The following is an 18,761-nucleotide window of genomic DNA, read 5'->3' on the forward strand; positions in this document are numbered from 1 at the left end:
TTCAGTTGATCTTCACCAGCCCGCCCTTGAGCGTGACCATGCCGCCGCCTTCGACGGAGTTCATGCCCGAGGCCTTGCTGCTGATGGAGGCCGCCTCGGTCGACAGCGAGGCGCCGCCCTTGGCGGACAGCGCCACGCCGGCCTCGGCCTTGAAGTTGACGCCGGCGTTGGCGCCCAGGTCGGTGCCGGCCTTCAGGTCCAGCGTCTGCGCCGACTTGATGAGCAGCGTGCCCGTCACGTCGATCACCAGGTTGCCGGTGACCTTGAGTTCGTAGTTGCCGCTGACCGTCTGTGTGAAATTGGCCTTGTTGTCGTGCGTCTCGTTGCCGGTGACGTCGAGCGCGCGCGTGCCCTTGACCGAATGGGTCTCGTTGCCGGTGTCGACCTTGACGGTGCGATTGCCCTTGGACACGGTGTGAAGCTCGTCGCCTGCGATCACCTTGGTGGTCAGCTGGTTCTCCACTTCCACGCGCATGTCCTTCTGCGCGTGCAGGTAGAGCTCCTCGGCTTCCTGCTTGTCGTCGAAGCGGATCTCGTTGCCGGCCACGCCGTCGCGCAGCGAGCGCGACAGGATGGTGCTCTGCGACGACTTGCCCGGCAGCGCGACCGGCGTGGCGTGCGTGCCGTTGTAGACGCTGCCCGAGACCAGCGGCCGGTCGGGGTCGCCGTCGACGTAGCTCACCACCACCTCCTGCCCGATGCGCGGCACGAACAGCGCGCCCCAGCCTTCGCCGGCCCACATCTGCGACACGCGCACCCAGCACGAGCTCTTGTCGTCCTTCTTGCCCAGGCGATCCCACGGGAACTGCACCTTGATGCGGCCGTGCGCGTCGGTCCAGATCTCCTCGCCGGCCGGGCCGACCACGCGCGCCGTGTGGCTGCCTGCCACCACGGGGCGGGCGGTGCGGCGCAGCGGGCGGAACGGCACGTTGGGCGGCACGGTCTCGAAACTGTTGCTGTAGCGCTCCTGGTCGGCGTGGTGCTGCACGCTGTGGACCACGTGCTTGTCGTTGAGGTCCGCGCGCGGATGCTCTTCCAGCGTGAAGGTGGTGCCCGGCGTCAGGTAGTGGCAATGGCTGTCGCCACGGCCCGACTGGCTGCCGGCCTGGTGCGCCTCCAGGCGCATTCGTGCACGCGCCGCGCCGCTCGCGGCCGGCACGCGCGAGGGGAATTCGTAGTCGCAGCCGCGCCCGCTGCTGCCTTCGGATTCCTCGAGCAGGCTGGTGTCGGGCGTGAGGAAGTCGTAGTCGTCGACCGCGTGCGACCTGGCCACCAGCCGCGCGTGCGACTCGAAGCGGGTCACGGCATGCGCGTGGCCGAAGTGGACGTCGCTGCCGCGCACCACGAGCTTGTCCGCCTCCGGGCAGGCCGGCCAGGCGGAATTGCTGTCGGCCAGCACCATGGTGTGGGCGTCGCCCGAGAAGGTGAAGAAGTAGAAGATGCCTTCTTCTTCCATCAGCCGCGAGATGAAGTCGAAGGCCGTCTCGTCGTAGCGCACGCAGTAGTCGCGCGGCTGGTACGTGCCGTTGAGCTGCGCTTCGAAGCTCACGGCGAACTCCCCGAGCACCGCCTGCACGATCTCGGGCGCGGTCTTGTTCTGGTAGATGACGCGGTCGCGGCCCAGCGTGAGCAGCCACAGGCGCGGCACCAGTTCGAGCGTGTAGGTGGCGAAGTCGCGGTTGCTGCCCAGGTAGGTGAAGCGCGAGACGATGCCGTTGAAGTGGCGGGCCGCCTTGTCGGGCCGCTGCAGCGTGACCGTGGCCGAGGTGCCGATCAGGTCGGCGGCGGCCAGGGCGTTCGAGTCGGAGCGCATGGTAAGCGTGCACGCGAACGGCTGCGAGATGGCCTCGGTGGCCTGGAAGGCGTCGAGCAGCAGCGCATCGGGGCCGAGCGCGGTCTGCACCGTCAGGAAGGCGGCGGTCTGGGTGAAGCCTTCGCGCATGTTCATCAGTTCAGCGCGGCTGCTTCGAAGCTGAAGACGAACGCGCCATCGGCGTCCACGCCCATGTGCACCGCGCTGAACGCGGCGGCCATCGAGATGCGCTCGAGCACCTGGCGCGAGAGCTCCGGCAGCACCGCGTGCGCCAGGATGTGGTCGATGTTGCGTGCGCCGCTGTCGACCTCGGTGCAGCGCGCGGTGATGGCGTCGTCCACCTGCGCATCCCAGGTGAAGGTGGCGTGGTGGTTCAGCGCGAAGCGCTTCGCCAGCTTGCCGAGCTTGAGGTTCACGATGGATCGGATCTGCCCGTCGCCCAGGTGGTGGTAGGGCACCAGCGCCAGCCGGCCCAGGAAGGCGGGGCTGAACTGCTTGAGCAGCTCGGGGCGCAGGCGCTCGACCAGTTCCTCGGGATCGGGGCGGCGTCCGCCCTGCGAAGCCTGCGTGATCACGTCCTGCGCGGCATTGGAGGTCAGCAGGATCAGCGTGTTCTTGAAGTCGATCTGCACGCCTTCGCCGTCTTCCATGATGCCCTTGTCGAACACCTGGAAGAACAGCTCCAGCACGTCGGGGTGCGCCTTCTCCATCTCGTCGAGCAGCACCACGCTGTAGGGACGGCGGCGCACGGCCTCGGTCAGCACGCCGCCGCGCCCGTAGCCCACGTAGCCCGGCGGTGCGCCCTTCAGGCTGGAGACGGTGTGGGCCTCCTGGAATTCCGACATGTTCACAGTGATGACGTTGCGCTCGCCGCCGTACAGCAGGTCGGCCAGCGCGAAGGCGGTCTCGGTCTTGCCGACGCCGCTCGGGCCCACCAGCATGAACACGCCCACCGGCTTGCCGGGGTCGTCCAGGTCGGCGCGGAAGGTGCGCACGCGACGCGCGATGGCGTCGAGCGCGTCGTCCTGGCCGACCACGCGCTCGGCCAGCTTCTCCTTCAGGTGGAGCACCGTGTGCAGCTCGTCGGTCATCATCTTGCCGACCGGGATGCCGGTCCAGCCGGAGATCACCTCCGCCACCATCGTGCCGTCGACGCACACCGGCACCATCGGCTCGTCGCTCTGCAGCGCCTCCAGGCCCTTCTCGAGGCGGCGCAGCGCGGCGGTGAGCAGCGCGGGGTCATTCTCCTCGTCGGGCGGCGGCGCGCCGTCGCGCAGGCTGTCGGCGATGCGGCGGCGCAGCGCGACGATCTCCATCACCGCGCGCTTTTCCTCGTCGACCTTGTCGGCCAGGCGCTTGTGCTTCTGGCGCAGCGTGTCCAGCCGCGTGGTGAGCGCGGCGATGGCGTCCTGGTGGTCGCCGCCGGTGGCGGCCTCGTGGCGCAGCACGCGCAGCTCGCTCTCGGCCGAGGCGATGTCGCGCGCCGCCGATTCCAGCTCGGCCGGCAGTCCGTTCTGTCCGATGGCCACGCGCGCGCAGGCGGTGTCGAGCACGCTGATGGCCTTGTCGGGCAGCTGGCGGCCGGTGATGTAGCGGTGCGAAAGCTTGACGGCCTCGCGCACCGCGTCGTCGACGATCTCCACGCCGTGGTGCTTCTCCAGCGTCTCGACCATGCCGCGCAGCATGTCGATGGCGACCTCTTCGCTCGGCTCCTCGACCTTCACCACCTGGAAGCGCCGCGCCAGCGCGGGGTCGCGTTCCACGTACTTCTTGTATTCGGCCCAGGTGGTGGCCGCGATGGTGCGCAGCTCGCCGCGCGCCAGTGCCGGCTTGAGCAGGTTGGCCGCGTCGCCCTGGCCCTCGGCGCCGCCGGCGCCGATGAGCTGGTGCGCTTCGTCGATGAACAGGATCACCGGCGTGGGCGAGGCCTTGACCTCGGCGATGACCGACTTGAGCCGGTTCTCGAACTCGCCCTTCACGCCGGCACCGGCCTGCAGCAGCGCAAGGTCGAGCGAGCGCACCGACACCTGGCGCAGCGCGGGCGGAACGTCGCCCTGCACCACGCGCTGCGCGAAGCCTTCGACCACGGCGGTCTTGCCGACGCCGGCCTCGCCGGTCAGGATCGGATTGTTCTGGCGGCGGCGCAGCAGCACGTCGATGATCTGGCGGATCTCGGCGTCGCGCCCGCGTATCGGGTCGATCGCGCCGTCGCGCGCGAGCTGCGTCATGTCGACGGTGTACTGGTCGAGCGAGGGCGTCGACGAATTGCCGCGGCGCGCGGTGGGCATCTGCAGCGGCGCGGCGCCGGCGTTGTCGGCCGCAGCACTGGCGTGCGCCGTGCTCGCGGCCGGCGCGGCAGCCACCGGCGCGGCGGCCAGCGCGGAAGCGGCGGCATCCTCGGGCGAGGACTGCAGCAATCCGGCGAGCTCGTCGCGCAGCGCGCCGCGCGGGATCTGCAGCAGCGCGGGCGCGGCATCGACCAGCCGGCCGCGCAGGCGGTCCACCTCGAGCAGCGCCAGCATCAGCGTGCCCGAGCGGATGTGCTGCTGGCCCAGCAGCATCGAGCTCATGAGCCAGGCTTCCTGGAACAGCGGCGCGAAGTCGGGCGCCAGGCTCGGCGTGCGGCCGTTGCCGCGCTTGAAGGTGTCGAGCGACTTCTGCAGCTGCGCCTGCACGGTGTCGGGGCGCAGGCCGAAGCGGCCGAACACCAGGCGCAGGTCGGGCGCCTCGTTGTCCACCAGCTTCAGCAGCAGGTGCTCGAGGTCGACGTTGTAGTGCGTCTGCTGCACGCACAGCTCGGCGGCCTGCTCCATGGCGCGCTTGCATTCCGGGTTGAGCCGGCCGAGCAGGGTGCGGATGTCGATGTCCATAAGGAAATGTGGGCTCAGGCGGCGCTCGCGCCGTCGGGGGCGCGGGCGTCGCTGGTCAGGGTGTGTTGAACGGGCGGCAGGCTGCCGCGGAAGGACGGTCCGGCGATCCACGAGGTCCAGCCCAGCCGCATCGGGTTCGCGGCCCCGAGCACGCTGCTGCGCGATTCGGCGGGCGCGAGGCTCAGTTCCATCTCGACCTTCAGTTCCTGGGGCACGAAGCGACGCACCAGCCATTTCGCCAGTGCATGGTCGGCACCGCCCGGAAGCAGTTCGCGCAGGCGCCGCTGGCTCAGTTCGGTGAACGACAGCCGGATGCCGGCGCCCTGGTCCCAGACGCGCTGGCCGAGCACGGCGCCGCCGCCCAGCGGCGTGCGCATGTCGAGCCGGGCCGAGGCATCGGGCTCCAGCGCGAGCCAGCCGCCGCGGAACTGCGCACCCTGCACGCGCACGCCGAGGCGGTCTCGCAGCAGCGCCAGCAGTGCGGTCATGCCGCGCGGCGCACCGCCCAGCAGGCCGGCGTGGCGCAGCCACAGGGCCGAGCCGTCGGGCGCGCGTACACCCGCGCGCAGGCCGAGTGCGCTGGCGGCGTCCAGCGTCGAAGCCAGCGTGGAGCGCGACGGCGACTGCGGATTGAGCGCCACATGGTGCTTGCGGCGGCTGCGATACAGGAACGCCAGGAAGCGGTGGTTGAAGATGTCGAGAAAGTCGGCCGTGGCGTGATCGCGCTGCTGGCGGCGCTCCAGCAGCATCTCGGTGAAGGGGATCGGCAGCGGGCCGCCGCTGCCGCCCAGCGAGAGCGCCGGCGTGGTGAGCGCAAAGGGCTCGCCGGTGGCCGCGCCGGCGCTGACCTCGCGCACGTCGCTGGCTTCGAACGCCAGCGACACGAAGGCGTGCAGCCGCACGGCCTCGCGCTCGCGCGGGCCCTGCGAGCGGCCCACCGGCACCGCCTCGGGCGCGGCGCGCTCGAGCAGGCTGATGGCCTGGAACAGGTTGAATTCCTGCGGGCGGGCGGTGAGCCGTTCGATCACAGCACGACCTGACGGCCCGTCATGGGGGCCCATTGCTTGCGGATCTCGTCGCCGCTGCGCACCGCGAGGCGCACGAAGGAGTTCACCGAGGTGTACATCGCGAAGAAGCGCGCGAGCACCGCCGACATCATGAGCGGCGAGCCGCCGACGAAGGCGTCGTCCTCGAATTCGAGCGTGACCTGCGTGCCGCGGCAGTAGCCGCGCCAGGCGTCGGTGCCCACGTGCGCGGTGACGCCGCGCGCCGAGAGCCCGGCGATGCCGCGGATCTGCGCATGGTCGCGCCGGCTGTCGGAGGCGAACAGCAGCAGCATCTCGCGCAGCTGCTCGCGGCCGGTGGAACCGTCCACCAGCGACTGGTGGTTGAGCGTGAGCAGCGACACCAGCCGCCAGAGCGTCTCGCTGCCCAGCGGCGGGTCGCGCTGCGCGGTGGGCTCGTACAGGCAGCGCACGTGCGTGGGCTGCGGCGGGCCTTCGGCCACCAGCCGGGCACCCACCGGCACCTGTTCGGCCAGCCGGCGGTTGGTGCACAGCAGGTGCGCATAGACCACCGGCTGTGCCGGACGGCTGTGCGCCTTGCCGCGGTCGACGAAGGACAGGAAGACGTCGGTGCCCGGGATGTTGTGGCGCAGGCAGGGCTCGCGCCGCGCGGCCCAGAACACCGCGCCGCGCGCGTCGTTCGCGCCCTGGTCGTTGTCCACGTGGCCCAGTGCGGCGAAGCCCGGCACGTCGACCGGCGCGTCGGCGTCCGGGTCGGAGGCGACCACCGAGAGGATCGAGTGCACCTCGATGGTGGCGTCGCGCTGGCGGTCGGGCACCAGCATGTATTCGTAGTGGCGCTGGTCCATCACCAGCGGTTCGCTCACGCGAGGGAACAGGTTGACGATGGGCGTGCAGCCGAGCTGGAAGTTGTCGGCGTCGAGGTGACGCAGCGCGCGCGTCGCGCGGTCGAGCTGGAACACCAGCTCGCAGCGGCGCCCGCGACCCAGGCGCGAGCGCAGGTGGTGCAGGTCGAAGAAGTGGAACTTGCGCGGGAAGGCGAAGTATTCCTGCAGCAGGCCGTAGGCCGGCTGCGCATTGGCGGGCTGGGGCAGCACTTCCTCGCCCTCGGCGAAGCCGACCTCGCGCCAGGCGTCGGCCGGCAGCATCTGCAGCATGCCGCCCTCGGGGATCGTGCCGACCGACTTCAGGCCGGAGACCAGCGCGTCGTACAGCGGCATCGTGGTCATCCAGTCGCCCTGCAGGTGGATGCGCAGGCTGTCGATCTCGAGTTCGGAGAAGTCGGCCTCGGCATCGCACTCGAGCGTGAGCCGCAGCACGGCGTCGGCGTCGACGGCGGCGTGCGAGATGCGCAGCGGCCACAGCACGGTGTCCCACGCGGTGCGGAAGCGGCATTCCTGCGGCTGCGCGCGCGCGGTGCGCGCATGCAGCATCGTGTGGCGCGGCACGCGAAAACCCGCCGTGACCTTGCCCTGCGCCGGGTCGAGCGCGAACTGCGCCACCGACATCGAGGGCAGCGGCTGCACGAGCGAAGGGCAGAGGTTGTCGAGCAGCGCGTAGGCGACGTCCGGGAATTCCTGGTCGAGGTCGCGATGCACGCGCGCGGAGAGAAAGGCCACCGATTCGATGAGCCGTTCGGTATGGGGGTCGAGCGATTCGCCGCCGTGCAGCGAAAGCCGGGAGGCGACCTTGGGGTAGCGCTGGGCGAAATCCGCCCCCTGTCCTCGCAGGTAGGACAGCTCGCGCTTGTAGTACTGCAGCAGGTCGCTGTGCTGGATATCGGACACGTCAGGCGACTTTCATCAGGCTGTCCGGCGTTCCGAGCAGCATCTCGAAGTCGACGCGGCGCAGCGCGAGGCCGGCGCGGGCCTGGGCGCCGATGCGCACCAGTGCCACCTCGTGGCGGTTGGGCGTGGCGCTCACCTGCACGCTCACGTCCGACAGGCGCGGCTCGTAGCGCTGCACCGCCTGGCGCAGCGTGGCCGAGAGCTGCTGCAGGTCGGCGGCGTTCTGCGTGCTGAGCGCGGAAAAGTCGGGAATGCCGTACTCGAGCACGGTTCCGTTGCCCTGCGCGTATTCGGCGGCGGACAATGGAGAGCGCGTGTTGAAAAGCCGCCTCAGCTCGCGGCCGATGGAATCCTGCAGGGACTCCATCGTCTCGAGATGGGCGGCACGGGCGTGCTCGGACGGCGCCGACGCCAGCCGGTCGAACAGGGGCACGACGCCCCCCTTGACAAGTTCGGACACGGTAAGCGCCGGACGTCAGCCCCGGTCCATCAGGCGACCGCGATGTTCTTCGAGAGATCCCAGCCGAACGGAGCGATGCCTTCCTGGCCGCCTTCTTCCTTCTGCTTGGTGTACTCGACCTTGATCGCCGCGAAGTTCAGCGAGATGCTTTCGTGCGGGATGTCGCCGCCGCTGGACACCGAGAAGCTGCTCAGGATCACGTCGGTCAGGGTGACGACCATCAGGGGCAGCAGGCCGCTCTTGTCTTCACGCGGGAAGCTGATGATGGTGTCGCCTGCGAACACTTCGCCGCCGGCCAGCTTCTGCAGCAGCTGCGGCGTGGCCGAGTCGCTGGAGCGGGTGACGGTGATTTCGGAGAAGCTGGGCTTGCCCGAGGTGCGTTCCTGGTTGGACGTGCCCGCGGTCACCGCGAGGCCGGCGCCGAACTGGAAGCTCTGGACTTCCAGTTCGTCTTTGTGGCCCTCGATCTGGGTTTGACCGGTGACACCTGGGAGCTTGAGATAGATAGGCATGTGAAGTTTCTTTCAATCAGTCTGTCTGTCGACTTGAACGATGGATCTGGACGTTGGACCGGAGCGGCGACGATCAGGCCGCTGCCGCGGGCAGGTCTGCCACGAGGCGGATCGATGCCGAGAGTTCCTCGAGCTGGAAGTGCGGCTTCAGGAAGGCGATGGCGCGGTACGAACCCGGCTTGCCCGGCACTTCGGTCACGTCCACGCGCGCCTGGCTCAGCGGGTACTTGGCCTTCATGGCCTGCGGCGCCGAGGGGCTCACCAGCACGTAGTTGGCCACCCAGTTGTTCAGGTGCTTCTGCATGTCGGCCTGGGTCTGGAAGCTGCCGATCTTGTCGCGCACGATCACCTTCAGGTAATGCGCGAAACGCGAAGCCGCCAGGATGTAGGGCAGGCGCGCCGAGACGGCTGCGTTGGCGTTGGCCGCGTCCTTGTCGTACACCTTGGGCTTGTTCACGGTCTGGCCGCCGAAGAAGGCTGCCGAATTCGAACCCTTGGAGTTGACGATGGCGATGAAGCCGAGGTCGCTCAGTTCCTTCTCGCGGCGGTCGGTGATGGTCACTTCCGTCGGCGGCTTCAGGGCGATGTCGCCTTCGTCCGTCTTGTAGGCGTGGGCCACCATGCCGTCGACCTTGCCGCCGCCTTCGACGCCGCGGATGGCCGTGGTCCAGCCGTAGGTCGAGTGCGCCTGCGTGATGCGCAGGCCGAGCTGGTAGGCCGCATTGGCCCACAGGTACTTGCCGTGGTCGCTGCCGTCCACGTCTTCTTCGTAGTTGAAGTTCTCGACGGGGATGGTCTTGGCGCCGTAGGGCAGGCGGGCTGCGTAGCTCGGCAGCACCAGCGACACGTAGCGCGAGTCTTCCGATTCGCGGAAGCCGCGCCACGAGGCGAGCTCGGCGCTTTCGAAGGTCTTCGACAGGTCGCGCGGAACGCCCAGCTCGGTGAACGACTTGAAGTCGAACAGCGCAGGTGCGGCGGCGGCGATGAAGGGTGCGTGCGCGGCGGCGGCCACGCGGGAGATGCGCTCCAGCAGCGCGATGTCCTGCGGGTGGCGGCCGAAGTAGTAGTCGCCGATCAGCAGCGAGTAGGGGTGGCCGCCGTAGGTGCCGTATTCCTCTTCGTAGATCTTCTTGAAGAGCACGCTGGTGTCGTGGTCGACGGCGGTCTCCAGGTCCTTCAGCAGGTCCTTCTTGCTCACGTTGAGCAGGCGCAGCTTCAGGTTGCTGCCGGTCTCGGTGCCGAACACCATGTCGCGCAGGCCGCGCCAGGAGCCTTCGAGGGCCTGGAATTCGGGGGCGTGCAGGATCGCGTTGAGCTGGTCGGTCAGCAGGCGGTCGATTTCGGCGACGCGCTCGTTGATCAGCGTGACGACACCCTTGTCGGGGCTGGTCTTCATGCCTTCGTCGAGGATCTGCGAGGCCAGCTGGCCGATCAGCTTCTTCGCGTAGGCGCCCTGCGAAGGCTCGGTCGTCATCTTGCCTTCGTAGACGATCTTGTCAAGCAGGCTCATGTCACTGGTCGTGACGGTGGTTGCTGCGCTGCCTTCAGCGGCTTTGGATTTGTTGGCCATGTCTATCACCATTCAATATGTGCCGGACCGCGCCAGTGGGGACTGCGTCCGGCGTGGTTGATCACGCTGCCGGTGCCTCGGCTTCGGCTTCGGGGGACGATTGGGTGGGGGCTGCTGCGGCGGCCTGCGGGGCTGCTGCCGCGGCGGGAGCGCTGCCGGCTTCGGCCTTGGCCTGGCTGTGGACCGTCTTGAGGTCTTCGCTGTTCTGCAGGACGCGCTCGAGCAGGTCGTCGAGTTCGTCGTTGCCGTCGAGCTTGGCGAGCAGGTCGCGCAGTTGCTGGCGGGCTTCGAGCAGCTTGGCCAGGCGGGGCACCTGGCTCACGATGGCTTCGGGATGGAAGTCGCCGAATTCCTTGAAGTTCAGTTCGATCTTCAGGTTGCCGTCGCCCTTCATGGTGTCGGGCACCGACAGGTCGAGGCGGGGGGTGATGTTGCCGAGCACTTCATCGAAGTTGTCCCGGTCGATCTCGACGAAGCGGCGCTCCTTGAGCTTGGGCAGCGGCTGCTCGGGCTGGCCCGACAGGTCGGCCAGAAGGCCCACGACCAGCGGCAGCTCCTTCTTTTCGACGGCGTCGCCGATCTCGACGTCGTAGGTGATCTGGACGCGCGGAGGACGATTGCGTCCCACCCATTTTTGCAAGCTATTCGACATTTTTCGCTCTCAGAAAAGGTTGAGTTGACAAGAACACACGGTGAAGTTTTGGGCGCTGTTGCCCGGTCTGGCGCTGCGCGGTCGAAGGGCCACGGCAGTTCCGGCACATGCATCAATGGCGCACGAAAGATACAAATCGAGATATTTACTAACAATCCCCAGAATTGGGTATGGGGCCTCGCTCCAGAGAGAAAACTCCAATAAAAACAAGCATGTGGCGGTTTAAAAGTTACATCTGTGCGGTGTTTGTCACAGAAATAAGTAACACGATGCTAATGATAGGCACCGTGGAGCGCATCGGACCAAAGTCCAATGACGGAACGAAGGCATCCCGCTATATCGCGCGAACATGTCGCTCTGTAGCAACAAAGTATCCAAATGACCGTTTCTGGTGCGGGGCTTAACCGGCCTGTGCGGTTTGCACCTTTCCGAGGCGAAGTGGCGTCTGATCAATCCCAAAGTGGTGCGCAATGTAAGATTTGCATAACGTCATGCACCAATTTGAGTAAAGGATAGGAATGAAGCACGCATCCGTCGGAGGTTTTCTGGCGCAGGTCGCCCAACGCAATCCCGGACAGCCCGAGTACCTGCAGGCCGTGACCGAAGTGATGGAAAGCCTCTGGCCGTACATCGAGCAGCACCCGAAGTACGTCGCCCACAGCCTGCTCGAGCGCCTGGTCGAGCCCGAGCGGGTGGTGATGTTCCGCGTGTCCTGGGTGGACGACCACGGCGAGGTGCAGGTCAACCGCGGGTTCCGCATCCAGCACAGCCTGGCCATCGGGCCGTACAAGGGCGGGCTGCGCTTCCATCCGTCGGTCAACCTGTCGATCCTGAAATTCCTGGCCTTCGAGCAGACCTTCAAGAACGCGCTCACCACCTTGCCGATGGGGGGCGGCAAGGGCGGCGCCGACTTCGATCCCAAGGGCAAGAGCCAGGGCGAAGTGATGCGCTTCTGCCAGGCCTTCGTGAGCGAGCTGTTCCGCCACATCGGCTCGGACACCGACGTGCCCGCAGGCGACGTGGGTGTGGGCGGGCGCGAGGTCGGCTTCATGGCCGGCATGGTCAAGAAGCTCACCAACCGCGCCGACTGCGTGTTCACCGGCAAGGGCCTGAGCTTCGGCGGTTCGCTGATCCGGCCCGAGGCCACGGGCTACGGCAACGTCTACTTCGCCCAGGAAATGCTCAAGCGCAAGGGTCGCAGCTTCGACGGCCTGCGGGTGAGCGTGTCCGGCGCCGGCAACGTGGCGCAGTACACCGTCGAGAAGGCGATGGCGCTGGGCGCCAAGGTGGTGACGGTGTCGGACTCCAGCGGCACCGTGGTCGACGAGGACGGCTTCACGCCCGAAAAGCTCGCCGTGCTGATGGACGTCAAGAACCACCTCTACGGCCGCGTGAGCGACTATGCAGAGCGCACCGGTACGCGCTTCGTGGCCGGCGCGACGCCGTGGCACGTGAAGGTCGACGTGGCGCTGCCCAGCGCAACGCAGAACGAGCTCAACGAGGAAGACGCTCGCACGCTGGTGAAGAACGGCGTGGTCTGCGTGGCCGAAGGCGCCAACATGCCGTCGACCATCGAGGCCGTGAAAGTGTTCGAGGCGAATGGCGTGCTCTACGCGCCGGGCAAGGCGAGCAACGCAGGTGGCGTTGCCACCTCGGGGCTGGAGATGAGCCAGAACGCGGCGCGCCTGTCATGGACGCGCGACGAGGTCGACGCACGCCTGCTCCAGATCATGCAGGGCATCCACGCATCGTGCCTGCACTACGGCACGCGCAAGGACGGCAGCGTGAGCTACGTCGACGGCGCGAACATCGCGGGCTTCGTGCGCGTGGCCGACGCCATGCTGGCGCAGGGCGTCGTCTGACGACACGCCGGGGCGGCTGCGCTCAGAGTTCGATGAATGCCGAAGTGGCCTTGTTCAAGGCCAGCTGGCCTTTCACGGTGATCGATTCGACCTGGGCCAGCTGACGGATCGCGCGCGAATCGCTTGCGCGTTCCGACGGCGGAATGAAGGCTGTCACAAGCTCCGCCGCACGCAGCACGCGCAGCCTGTCGATGTCTGCCGGCGTGTGCACGACGTAGGGCAATCTCTGCTCGGCGATGGTCCGAAGGAACTCCATGGACATGGGCCGTCTCCTTGGGGTTGAGGGTGTTGCGGCCATTTTGCGCACAAACAATTAGCCCTGTTTAAACCCTTTCGGAGCGCATGCCTTTGCGCTTGTACCGAAGTGTTCTTCTGCCGACCGGTCGGGCGTCGAAGCAGCTGTTCGTTTGCGGCTCAGTTGCGTGGCGCGGCCGGCCAGGCGGTGGTGTCGGGCGTCACGACATGCCAGTACACCGGGTCGATGCCTTCGAAGGTCGCGCGGTAGCGATCGGACAGCCGGCCTTCGCCCGTCACGTCGCGGATCACGATGGCATCGATGCGCTGCGGGTGCGTGCGAAACGTTTGCGCGTACAGCTCCGGGTCGGCTTCGCCCGAGTCGCCCACCAGCACGAAGCGGCGCTGCGGAAACTCCGCGATGAGCCTGTCGATCACGCCGAGCTTGTGCGCGCGCGAGTCCTCGGCGGCCGGAACCAGCGTGCGCCAGGTTGTGCTCTCGCGCAGGTGCATGCTGCCGGCGGGAAAGTCGGCGTTGCGGATGAAGTCCGACAGCGCCGGATACAGCTGGATCGGGCTGGCCGACAGGTAGTGAAAGCGCGTGCCGGGCGTCTTCGCCAGCGCGCGATACCAGGCCGCCATGCGCGGCGCGGCCTCGAAGCGGCGTGAGAAGGTGTTGAGCAGCATCTCGCGCCGGTCGCGCACTTGCGTGTGCTTGATGGTGTCGTCGATGTCCGAGATGACCGACAGGCCCTCTGCGGGAACGATCTGCGCCTGGCCCCTGAACCGGTGCAGCAGTTCGCCCGGCCCGGTGACCCCGTGGAACTGCACCCACTGCGGCGGTGCGGCAGGCGTTACCGACAGCAGCGGCGCGCGCGGCATGTCGACCACCACGCGCAGGTTGGTGCGGCCGTCCGCGCCCGAAGGCGGCATCGTCACCCGCGCGTCGCTGTTGTCGAAATCGATGCCGATGACCTTGCCTTCTTCCGACTCGGTGTGGAACAGGGCGGTGCGCTGGTTGAAGCGAAGCCGCGCGGCGGGCGAGAGCTTCTTCAGGTTCAGCCCGAGGTAGCGTGCGAGCGCGGTGTTCAGGCCCCAGACGCGCTCGCGCTCGAAGATCCATGCGTGGATGTCGACCTCGAGCCGGCCGTCGTCCGTGGGGCGCGCGGTGCCGGTCATGAAGAGCGCCTCCTCGTCGGGCTCCAGCGGTTCGGGCGCCGCCTGCACGGCGCTCAGCGGCGACAGGCCCGCCAGCGCCGCCGCGCCCATCACCAGGGATCGGCGCCGCAGTTGCGGGACGGCGGGTTGCCGGCGATCGGTGGGGCTCATTCGTCCCGCGGTGCCTGCCTGGACGCGATGCGTTCGCAGGTCACGAAGCTGAAGGCCAGGCCTTCCTTGGCCGAGACATGCGACTCGCGCTGCGTCTCGCGCCATTCGGCAGGGTCGAGCACGGGTGCGTAGGCATCGCCTTCGTAGTCGCGCTCCAGCACGGTGACGACCGCGCGATGCGCGAGCGGCTCGGCCTCGGCATAGATCTGCGCGCCGCCGATGACCCACACTTCCGGCGGCTCCTGCCCGGCGCACGATGCCAGGGCCTCCTGCAGGCTGCCCACGCGCTGCGCGCCCTCGGCCTGCCAGCCGGCCTGCCGCGTCACCACGATGTTCTGCCGGCCCGGCAGCGGCCGGAAGCGCGGCGGCAGCGAGTCCCAGGTCTTGCGTCCCATGATCACCGGCGCGCCTGCCGTCTGCTGCTTGAAGTGGGCCATGTCCTCGGGCAGGTGCCAGGGGATCGTGTTGTTCGCGCCGATCACGCCGTTGGCGGCGCGCGCGAAGATGAGGTTGATGCGTGGCGTGGTCATCGGCTGCTCAGACCGCCACCGGTGCCTTGATCGGGTCGCCGTGCCGGTAGTCGAGCACCTCGAAGTCCTCGTACCGGTAGTCGAAGATCGATTCGGGTTTGCGCTTGATGTTCAGCGTGGGGTAGGGGTACGGCGTGCGGCTGAGCTGCAGCGCCACCTGCTCGGCATGGTTGCTGTAGATGTGGCAGTCGCCGCCGGTCCAGATGAAGTCGCCCACGTCGAGGTCGCACTGCTGCGCCACCATGTGCGTGAGCAGCGCGTAGCTCGCGATGTTGAACGGCACGCCCAGGAAGATGTCGGCGCTGCGCTGGTAGAGCTGGCAGCTCAGCTTGCCGCGTTCGCCTTCGGCCTGCGGCGGCGCCACGTAGAACTGGAAGAACGCATGGCAGGGCATTAGCGCCATCTTCGACAGCTCGGCCACGTTCCATGCGCTCACGATGATGCGGCGCGAATCGGGGTTGCTCTTCAGGGTCTTGATGACGTCGGCGATCTGGTCGATGTGCCCGCCCTCGGGCGTGGGCCAGCTGCGCCACTGCACGCCGTACACCGGGCCCAGGTCGCCGTCCTCGCGCGCCCACTCGTCCCAGATGGTGACGCCGCGTTCCTTGAGCCAGTTGTTGTTGCTCGAGCCGGTCAGAAACCACAGCAGCTCCTGGATGATGGACTTCAGGTGCACCTTCTTCGTGGTGACCAGCGGGAAGCCCTCGTTCAGGTCGAAGCGCATCTGGTGGCCGAACACGCTCTTCGTGCCGGTGCCCGTGCGGTCGCTCTTGAACACGCCGTGCGTGTCGACGTGGCGCATGAAGTCTTCGTACTGGGAGCGGATGGGGCGGGTGGGCGTGGAGGTCATGGCGGAAGGGGACTGGACGGAGGACGGTGAAGGGATGAGCGCGAAAACCTAGACGCGGATCACGCGGCCCGGATTCAGGATGTTCTTCGGGTCGAGCCCGCGCTTGATGGCGCGCATCATTTCCAGTGCCACCGGAGACTTGTGCTTCTCGAGCTTGTCGACCTTCAGCGAACCCACGCCGTGCTCGGCCGAGAACGAGCCGCCGAACTTCTCGACCGCGTCGTACACCAGCGTGTTGATGCGCTCTTCCTCGTTCTTCAGGAAGGCCTTGGTGTCGATGTTCTCGGGCGCCTGCACGTTGTAGTGCAGGTTGCCGTCGCCCAGGTGGCCGAAGTTCACGAGCCGCACGCCTTCGATCTCGCGCTTCAGCATCGCATCGGTCTCTTCGACGAAGGCCGGGATGCGCGACACCGGGATCGAGATGTCGTGCTTGATGTTCAGCCCTTCCTCGGCCTGCGCGAGCGGGATGTTCTCGCGGATGTGCCACAGCTGATGCGCCTGCGTGAGGTTCTCCGCCACCACCGCGTCGGTCACGCAGCCGTCCTCGAACGCGGTCTCGAGCAGCGCCTCGAAGCGCGCGCGGGCGTGGTCCTCGGATTCGCTGTCGGAGTTCTCCAGCAGCACGCAGTAAGGCACCGCCTCGTCCTGAATGAAGGGCACGCGCAGTTGCGGCATGTGCTTGTCGACCAGGCTCAGTGCGAACTTGCCCATCACCTCGAAGCCGGTAAGGCCCGAGCCGAGGTGCTTGTGCGCGAGGCCCAGCAGCGTGACCGCGTGGTCGAGCGAAGGCACGGCGGCCCAGGCGGTGAGCTGCGCCGCGGGCAGCGGGTAGAGCTTCATGGTCGCGGCGGTGATGATGCCCAGCGTGCCTTCGCTGCCCACGATCAGGTCGCGCAGGTCGTAGCCGGTGTTGTCCTTGCGCAGGCCGCTGGTGCCTTCCCAGATCTCGCCCTGCGGCGTGACCACTTCGAGGCCCAGGCACAGCTCGCGCGTGTTGCCGTAGCGCACCACCTGCGTGCCGCCCGCGTTGGTGGCAAGGTTGCCGCCGATGGTGCAGCTGCCTTCGGCGGCCAGGCTCAGCGGGAACAGGTAGCCGGCCTTTTCTGCGGCCTCCTGCAGCGTCTGCAGGATGCAGCCGGCCTCGACCGTCATCGTGAGGTTGGCGCCGTCGATGGTGCGGATCGCGTTCAGCCGCTGCAGGCTCAGGACCACCTGCGTGCCGCTGTCGTCCGGAATCGAGCCGACGGCCAGGCCGGTGTTGCCGCCTTGCGGAATCACCGGCGCGCCGGCTGCCGCGCAGGCCTTGACCACGTCGGCCACCTGCTGCGTGGTGCCGGGGCGCACCACGGCCAGCGACTTGCCGCGCGCACGCTTGCGCCAGTCCTGCTCGTAGGCCGTGAGGTCGCCCTCGTTCAATACATGCTGGGCGCCGACGATGGCGCGCAGCTGGTCGATCAGTTCGGAAGGTTGGGTCATTGGGTGGAAGCCTCCAGTTGTCGGGCGGCGGCAGCGGCCGCCCTGGCGTGGCGCAGCCGAAGCCGCACATGCCAGGCGCAGGCCGCGAAGAGCACGAGGCACAGCAGCACCTCGGCCAGCGCGAGCGCTTGGCTCATGCGGTCGATGTCGCTCCAGGCGCGGACCACGCCCTCGGTGAAATAGAGCCAGACCATCAGGCTGACCCAGCGGTAGGTGTACATGCGGTTCTTCCACAGGCCCGCGAGCGGAATCACCAGCGGCAGCACCTTCAGCGCCAGCAGCGAGCCGCCGGGGCGCAGCGGCGCAAGCCACAGTTCCCAGGCCAGGCCGAGCACGACGAGGCCGAGCACGCTGCCCACGGCGGCCCAGCGGGTCGCGCGAACGGAAGAGGGCGGCAGCGGCTGATTGGCATTCATGAGCGGGATACCGCGGAACCGGCTTCGCCGGGCCGCCGGTATCGCCCCGTCGAAAGGGGGATCGTGCAGCGACGCGAAGTGCGCGGAGGCTGGGGGAAAGTTCAACTCCTATGATACCGGCCATGAATCGAAGGCAGCTTTGGAGGGATCTTTCGCGCTTTCCGTGGCGCAACACCGCGGCGGTGCTGGGCGAGCGCTTTCGCGAGGACAAGCTCGGCCTCACGGCCAGCAGCCTGACGTTCACGACGACCATCGCGATGGTGCCGTTCTTCACGGTGGCGCTGGCGCTGTTCACGGTGTTCCCGATGTTCGCCAAGATGCAGGGCCGCCTGCAGCGCTGGCTCATCGAGAGCCTGATTCCCGAGAACATTTCGCGCCAGGTGCTCGGCTACCTCAACCAGTTCGCGAGCAAGGCCAGCGGCCTGGGCATCGCAGGCCTGATCGTGCTGGTGATCACGGCCATCGCGCTGATCCTCACGATCGACAAGACGCTCAACAACATCTGGCGCGTGCGCTCGCCGCGGCCCTTCGCGCAGCGGGTGCTCATCTACTGGGCCGCCATCACTCTGGGGCCGGTGATCCTGGCGGTGAGCCTGTCGACCACCTCGTACGTGGTCTCGGCCACCAGCGACGTGGTGGGGCGCGGCATGGTGAAGCTGTTCTTCGACACCTTCGAGTTCGCGCTGCTGGCGGTGGGGATGGCCTCGCTGTACCACTACGTGCCCAACACCAACGTGCGCTGGTCGCATGCTTGGGCGGGCGGCATCTTCGTGGCGGCCGCCATCGAGATCGCCAAGCGGGTGCTGGGCTACTACCTGAGCCTCGTGCCGACCTATTCGGTGCTGTACGGCGCATTCGCCACCTTCCCGATCCTGCTGGTCTGGATCTACGTGGCCTGGGTGATCGTGCTGCTCGGCGCGGTGATCGCGGCGTACCTGCCGAGCCTGCTGACGGGCGTGGCCCGGCGCGGCGGCACCGCCGGCTGGCCGCTCCAGCTCGCCATGGAGGCCTTGCAGCATCTGGCGCGCGCGCAGGCCACGCCGCACAAGGGCATGGGCGCGACCGAACTGGTGACGCGCATGCGGGTCGATGCGCTGCAGCTCGCGCCGGTGCTCGAAACCCTCGTCGCGCTCGACTGGATCGCGCCGCTGGCCGAGGAGCCGGCCAATGAGGACCCGCGATACGTGCTGCTGGCGGACCCGTCGACGCCCATCGAGCCGCTGCTCAAGGAACTGATGATGCCCCGCGCGGAACCGCTCGAGGACCTGTGGCAGAAAGGCCCGTTGCGCTCGCTGCGCCTGGGCGATGTGCTGCTGATCTAGGCTCTCCCCCAGGCTGCGCGCACTTCATGCCGCTGCGCCAACCCCCTTCCGGG

At 67.9% G+C, this 18,761-nt stretch carries 16 protein-coding genes; 2 read left to right on the top strand and 14 right to left on the bottom strand.

Annotation, left to right across the window (positions count from 1 at the left end):
• Position 1 precedes the first annotated feature (1 nt).
• The 8 genes from AACL56_RS11415 to tssB all read right to left on the bottom strand — a co-directional run bounded on the left by AACL56_RS11415 (position 2) and on the right by tssB (position 10,689).
• Positions 2–1,948 (bottom strand): type VI secretion system Vgr family protein, encoded by a 1,947-nt coding sequence (locus tag AACL56_RS11415; RefSeq protein WP_339089944.1) that lies wholly within the window; start codon positions 1,946–1,948, stop codon positions 2–4.
• Positions 1,948–4,683 (bottom strand): type VI secretion system ATPase TssH, encoded by a 2,736-nt coding sequence (gene tssH, locus AACL56_RS11420; RefSeq protein WP_339089945.1) that lies wholly within the window; start codon positions 4,681–4,683, stop codon positions 1,948–1,950. The genes AACL56_RS11415 and tssH overlap by 1 nt, the downstream gene beginning before the upstream one ends.
• A 14-nt stretch (positions 4,684–4,697) precedes the next feature.
• Positions 4,698–5,711: a type VI secretion system baseplate subunit TssG gene (gene tssG, locus AACL56_RS11425; protein WP_339089947.1), complete on the bottom strand. Its 1,014-nt coding sequence runs from the start codon at positions 5,709–5,711 to the stop codon at positions 4,698–4,700.
• Positions 5,708–7,486 (bottom strand): type VI secretion system baseplate subunit TssF, encoded by a 1,779-nt coding sequence (gene tssF, locus AACL56_RS11430; protein ID WP_339092851.1) that lies wholly within the window; start codon positions 7,484–7,486, stop codon positions 5,708–5,710. Before tssF ends, tssG begins: the two co-directional genes overlap by 4 nt.
• Positions 7,487–7,496: 10 nt before the next feature.
• Positions 7,497–7,955: a type VI secretion system baseplate subunit TssE gene (gene tssE, locus AACL56_RS11435; protein WP_339089948.1), complete on the bottom strand. Its 459-nt coding sequence runs from the start codon at positions 7,953–7,955 to the stop codon at positions 7,497–7,499.
• A 29-nt stretch (positions 7,956–7,984) separates the two neighbouring features.
• Complete coding sequence (locus AACL56_RS11440; protein WP_339089949.1) at positions 7,985–8,467, bottom strand: Hcp family type VI secretion system effector; 483 nt, start codon at positions 8,465–8,467, stop codon at positions 7,985–7,987.
• A 73-nt stretch (positions 8,468–8,540) separates the two neighbouring features.
• Positions 8,541–10,037 (bottom strand): type VI secretion system contractile sheath large subunit, encoded by a 1,497-nt coding sequence (gene tssC, locus AACL56_RS11445; protein ID WP_339089950.1) that lies wholly within the window; start codon positions 10,035–10,037, stop codon positions 8,541–8,543.
• Between the two features lie 61 nt (positions 10,038–10,098).
• The gene (tssB, locus tag AACL56_RS11450; protein WP_339089951.1) at positions 10,099–10,689 is read right to left on the bottom strand and encodes a type VI secretion system contractile sheath small subunit; all 591 of its coding nucleotides are present in this window, start codon (positions 10,687–10,689) and stop codon (positions 10,099–10,101) included.
• A gap of 518 nt (positions 10,690–11,207) precedes the next feature.
• Between tssB and gdhA the strand changes: the two genes are divergently transcribed.
• Positions 11,208–12,551: an NADP-specific glutamate dehydrogenase gene (gene gdhA / locus AACL56_RS11455; RefSeq protein ID WP_339089952.1), complete on the top strand. Its 1,344-nt coding sequence runs from the start codon at positions 11,208–11,210 to the stop codon at positions 12,549–12,551.
• Between the two features lie 22 nt (positions 12,552–12,573).
• Here gdhA and AACL56_RS11460 read toward each other — a convergent pair whose 3' ends face one another.
• The 6 genes from AACL56_RS11460 to AACL56_RS11485 all read right to left on the bottom strand — a co-directional run bounded on the left by AACL56_RS11460 (position 12,574) and on the right by AACL56_RS11485 (position 17,386).
• Complete coding sequence (locus AACL56_RS11460; RefSeq protein WP_339089953.1) at positions 12,574–12,813, bottom strand: hypothetical protein; 240 nt, start codon at positions 12,811–12,813, stop codon at positions 12,574–12,576.
• 152 nt (positions 12,814–12,965) lie between these two features.
• Positions 12,966–14,114: a phosphatidate phosphatase App1 family protein gene (locus AACL56_RS11465; RefSeq protein WP_339089954.1), complete on the bottom strand. Its 1,149-nt coding sequence runs from the start codon at positions 14,112–14,114 to the stop codon at positions 12,966–12,968.
• The gene (locus tag AACL56_RS11470; protein WP_339089955.1) at positions 14,111–14,644 is read right to left on the bottom strand and encodes a dihydrofolate reductase; all 534 of its coding nucleotides are present in this window, start codon (positions 14,642–14,644) and stop codon (positions 14,111–14,113) included. The genes AACL56_RS11465 and AACL56_RS11470 overlap by 4 nt, the downstream gene beginning before the upstream one ends.
• A 7-nt stretch (positions 14,645–14,651) precedes the next feature.
• Entirely contained in the window at positions 14,652–15,494 is an 843-nt protein-coding gene (locus AACL56_RS11475) for a thymidylate synthase (protein WP_339089956.1), read from the bottom strand.
• A 48-nt stretch (positions 15,495–15,542) separates the two neighbouring features.
• Complete coding sequence (locus AACL56_RS11480; protein WP_339089957.1) at positions 15,543–16,970, bottom strand: FAD-binding oxidoreductase; 1,428 nt, start codon at positions 16,968–16,970, stop codon at positions 15,543–15,545.
• The gene (locus tag AACL56_RS11485) at positions 16,967–17,386 is read right to left on the bottom strand and encodes a DUF2069 domain-containing protein (RefSeq protein ID WP_339089958.1); all 420 of its coding nucleotides are present in this window, start codon (positions 17,384–17,386) and stop codon (positions 16,967–16,969) included. The genes AACL56_RS11480 and AACL56_RS11485 overlap by 4 nt, the downstream gene beginning before the upstream one ends.
• 110 nt (positions 17,387–17,496) lie before the next feature.
• On the opposite strand from AACL56_RS11485, the gene AACL56_RS11490 reads away from it, so the two are divergent.
• Positions 17,497–18,708, top strand: a complete 1,212-nt coding sequence (locus AACL56_RS11490) for a YihY family inner membrane protein (protein ID WP_339089959.1) — start codon at positions 17,497–17,499, stop codon at positions 18,706–18,708.
• The last annotated feature ends 53 nt before the right edge of the window (positions 18,709–18,761 follow it).

It is taken from the genome of Variovorax paradoxus (assembly GCF_902712855.1).
Classification (GTDB): Bacteria; Pseudomonadota; Gammaproteobacteria; order Burkholderiales; family Burkholderiaceae_C; genus Variovorax; species Variovorax paradoxus_Q.

Excerpts from the sequence above, each read along its gene's own strand:
- AACL56_RS11415 (WP_339089944.1), bottom strand. The coding sequence starts at position 1,948 with ATGAACATGCGCGAAGGCTTCACCCAGACCGCCGCCTTCCTGACGGTG.
- tssH (WP_339089945.1), bottom strand. The coding sequence starts at position 4,683 with ATGGACATCGACATCCGCACCCTGCTCGGCCGGCTCAACCCGGAATGC.
- AACL56_RS11440 (WP_339089949.1), bottom strand. The coding sequence starts at position 8,467 with ATGCCTATCTATCTCAAGCTCCCAGGTGTCACCGGTCAAACCCAGATC.
- tssC (WP_339089950.1), bottom strand. The coding sequence starts at position 10,037 with ATGGCCAACAAATCCAAAGCCGCTGAAGGCAGCGCAGCAACCACCGTC.
- tssB (WP_339089951.1), bottom strand. The coding sequence starts at position 10,689 with ATGTCGAATAGCTTGCAAAAATGGGTGGGACGCAATCGTCCTCCGCGC.
- gdhA (WP_339089952.1), top strand. The coding sequence starts at position 11,208 with ATGAAGCACGCATCCGTCGGAGGTTTTCTGGCGCAGGTCGCCCAACGC.
- AACL56_RS11460 (WP_339089953.1), bottom strand. The coding sequence starts at position 12,813 with ATGTCCATGGAGTTCCTTCGGACCATCGCCGAGCAGAGATTGCCCTAC.
- AACL56_RS11465 (WP_339089954.1), bottom strand. The coding sequence starts at position 14,114 with ATGAGCCCCACCGATCGCCGGCAACCCGCCGTCCCGCAACTGCGGCGC.
- AACL56_RS11470 (WP_339089955.1), bottom strand. The coding sequence starts at position 14,644 with ATGACCACGCCACGCATCAACCTCATCTTCGCGCGCGCCGCCAACGGC.
- AACL56_RS11475 (WP_339089956.1), bottom strand. The coding sequence starts at position 15,494 with ATGACCTCCACGCCCACCCGCCCCATCCGCTCCCAGTACGAAGACTTC.
- AACL56_RS11480 (WP_339089957.1), bottom strand. The coding sequence starts at position 16,970 with ATGACCCAACCTTCCGAACTGATCGACCAGCTGCGCGCCATCGTCGGC.
- AACL56_RS11485 (WP_339089958.1), bottom strand. The coding sequence starts at position 17,386 with ATGAATGCCAATCAGCCGCTGCCGCCCTCTTCCGTTCGCGCGACCCGC.
- AACL56_RS11490 (WP_339089959.1), top strand. The coding sequence starts at position 17,497 with ATGATACCGGCCATGAATCGAAGGCAGCTTTGGAGGGATCTTTCGCGC.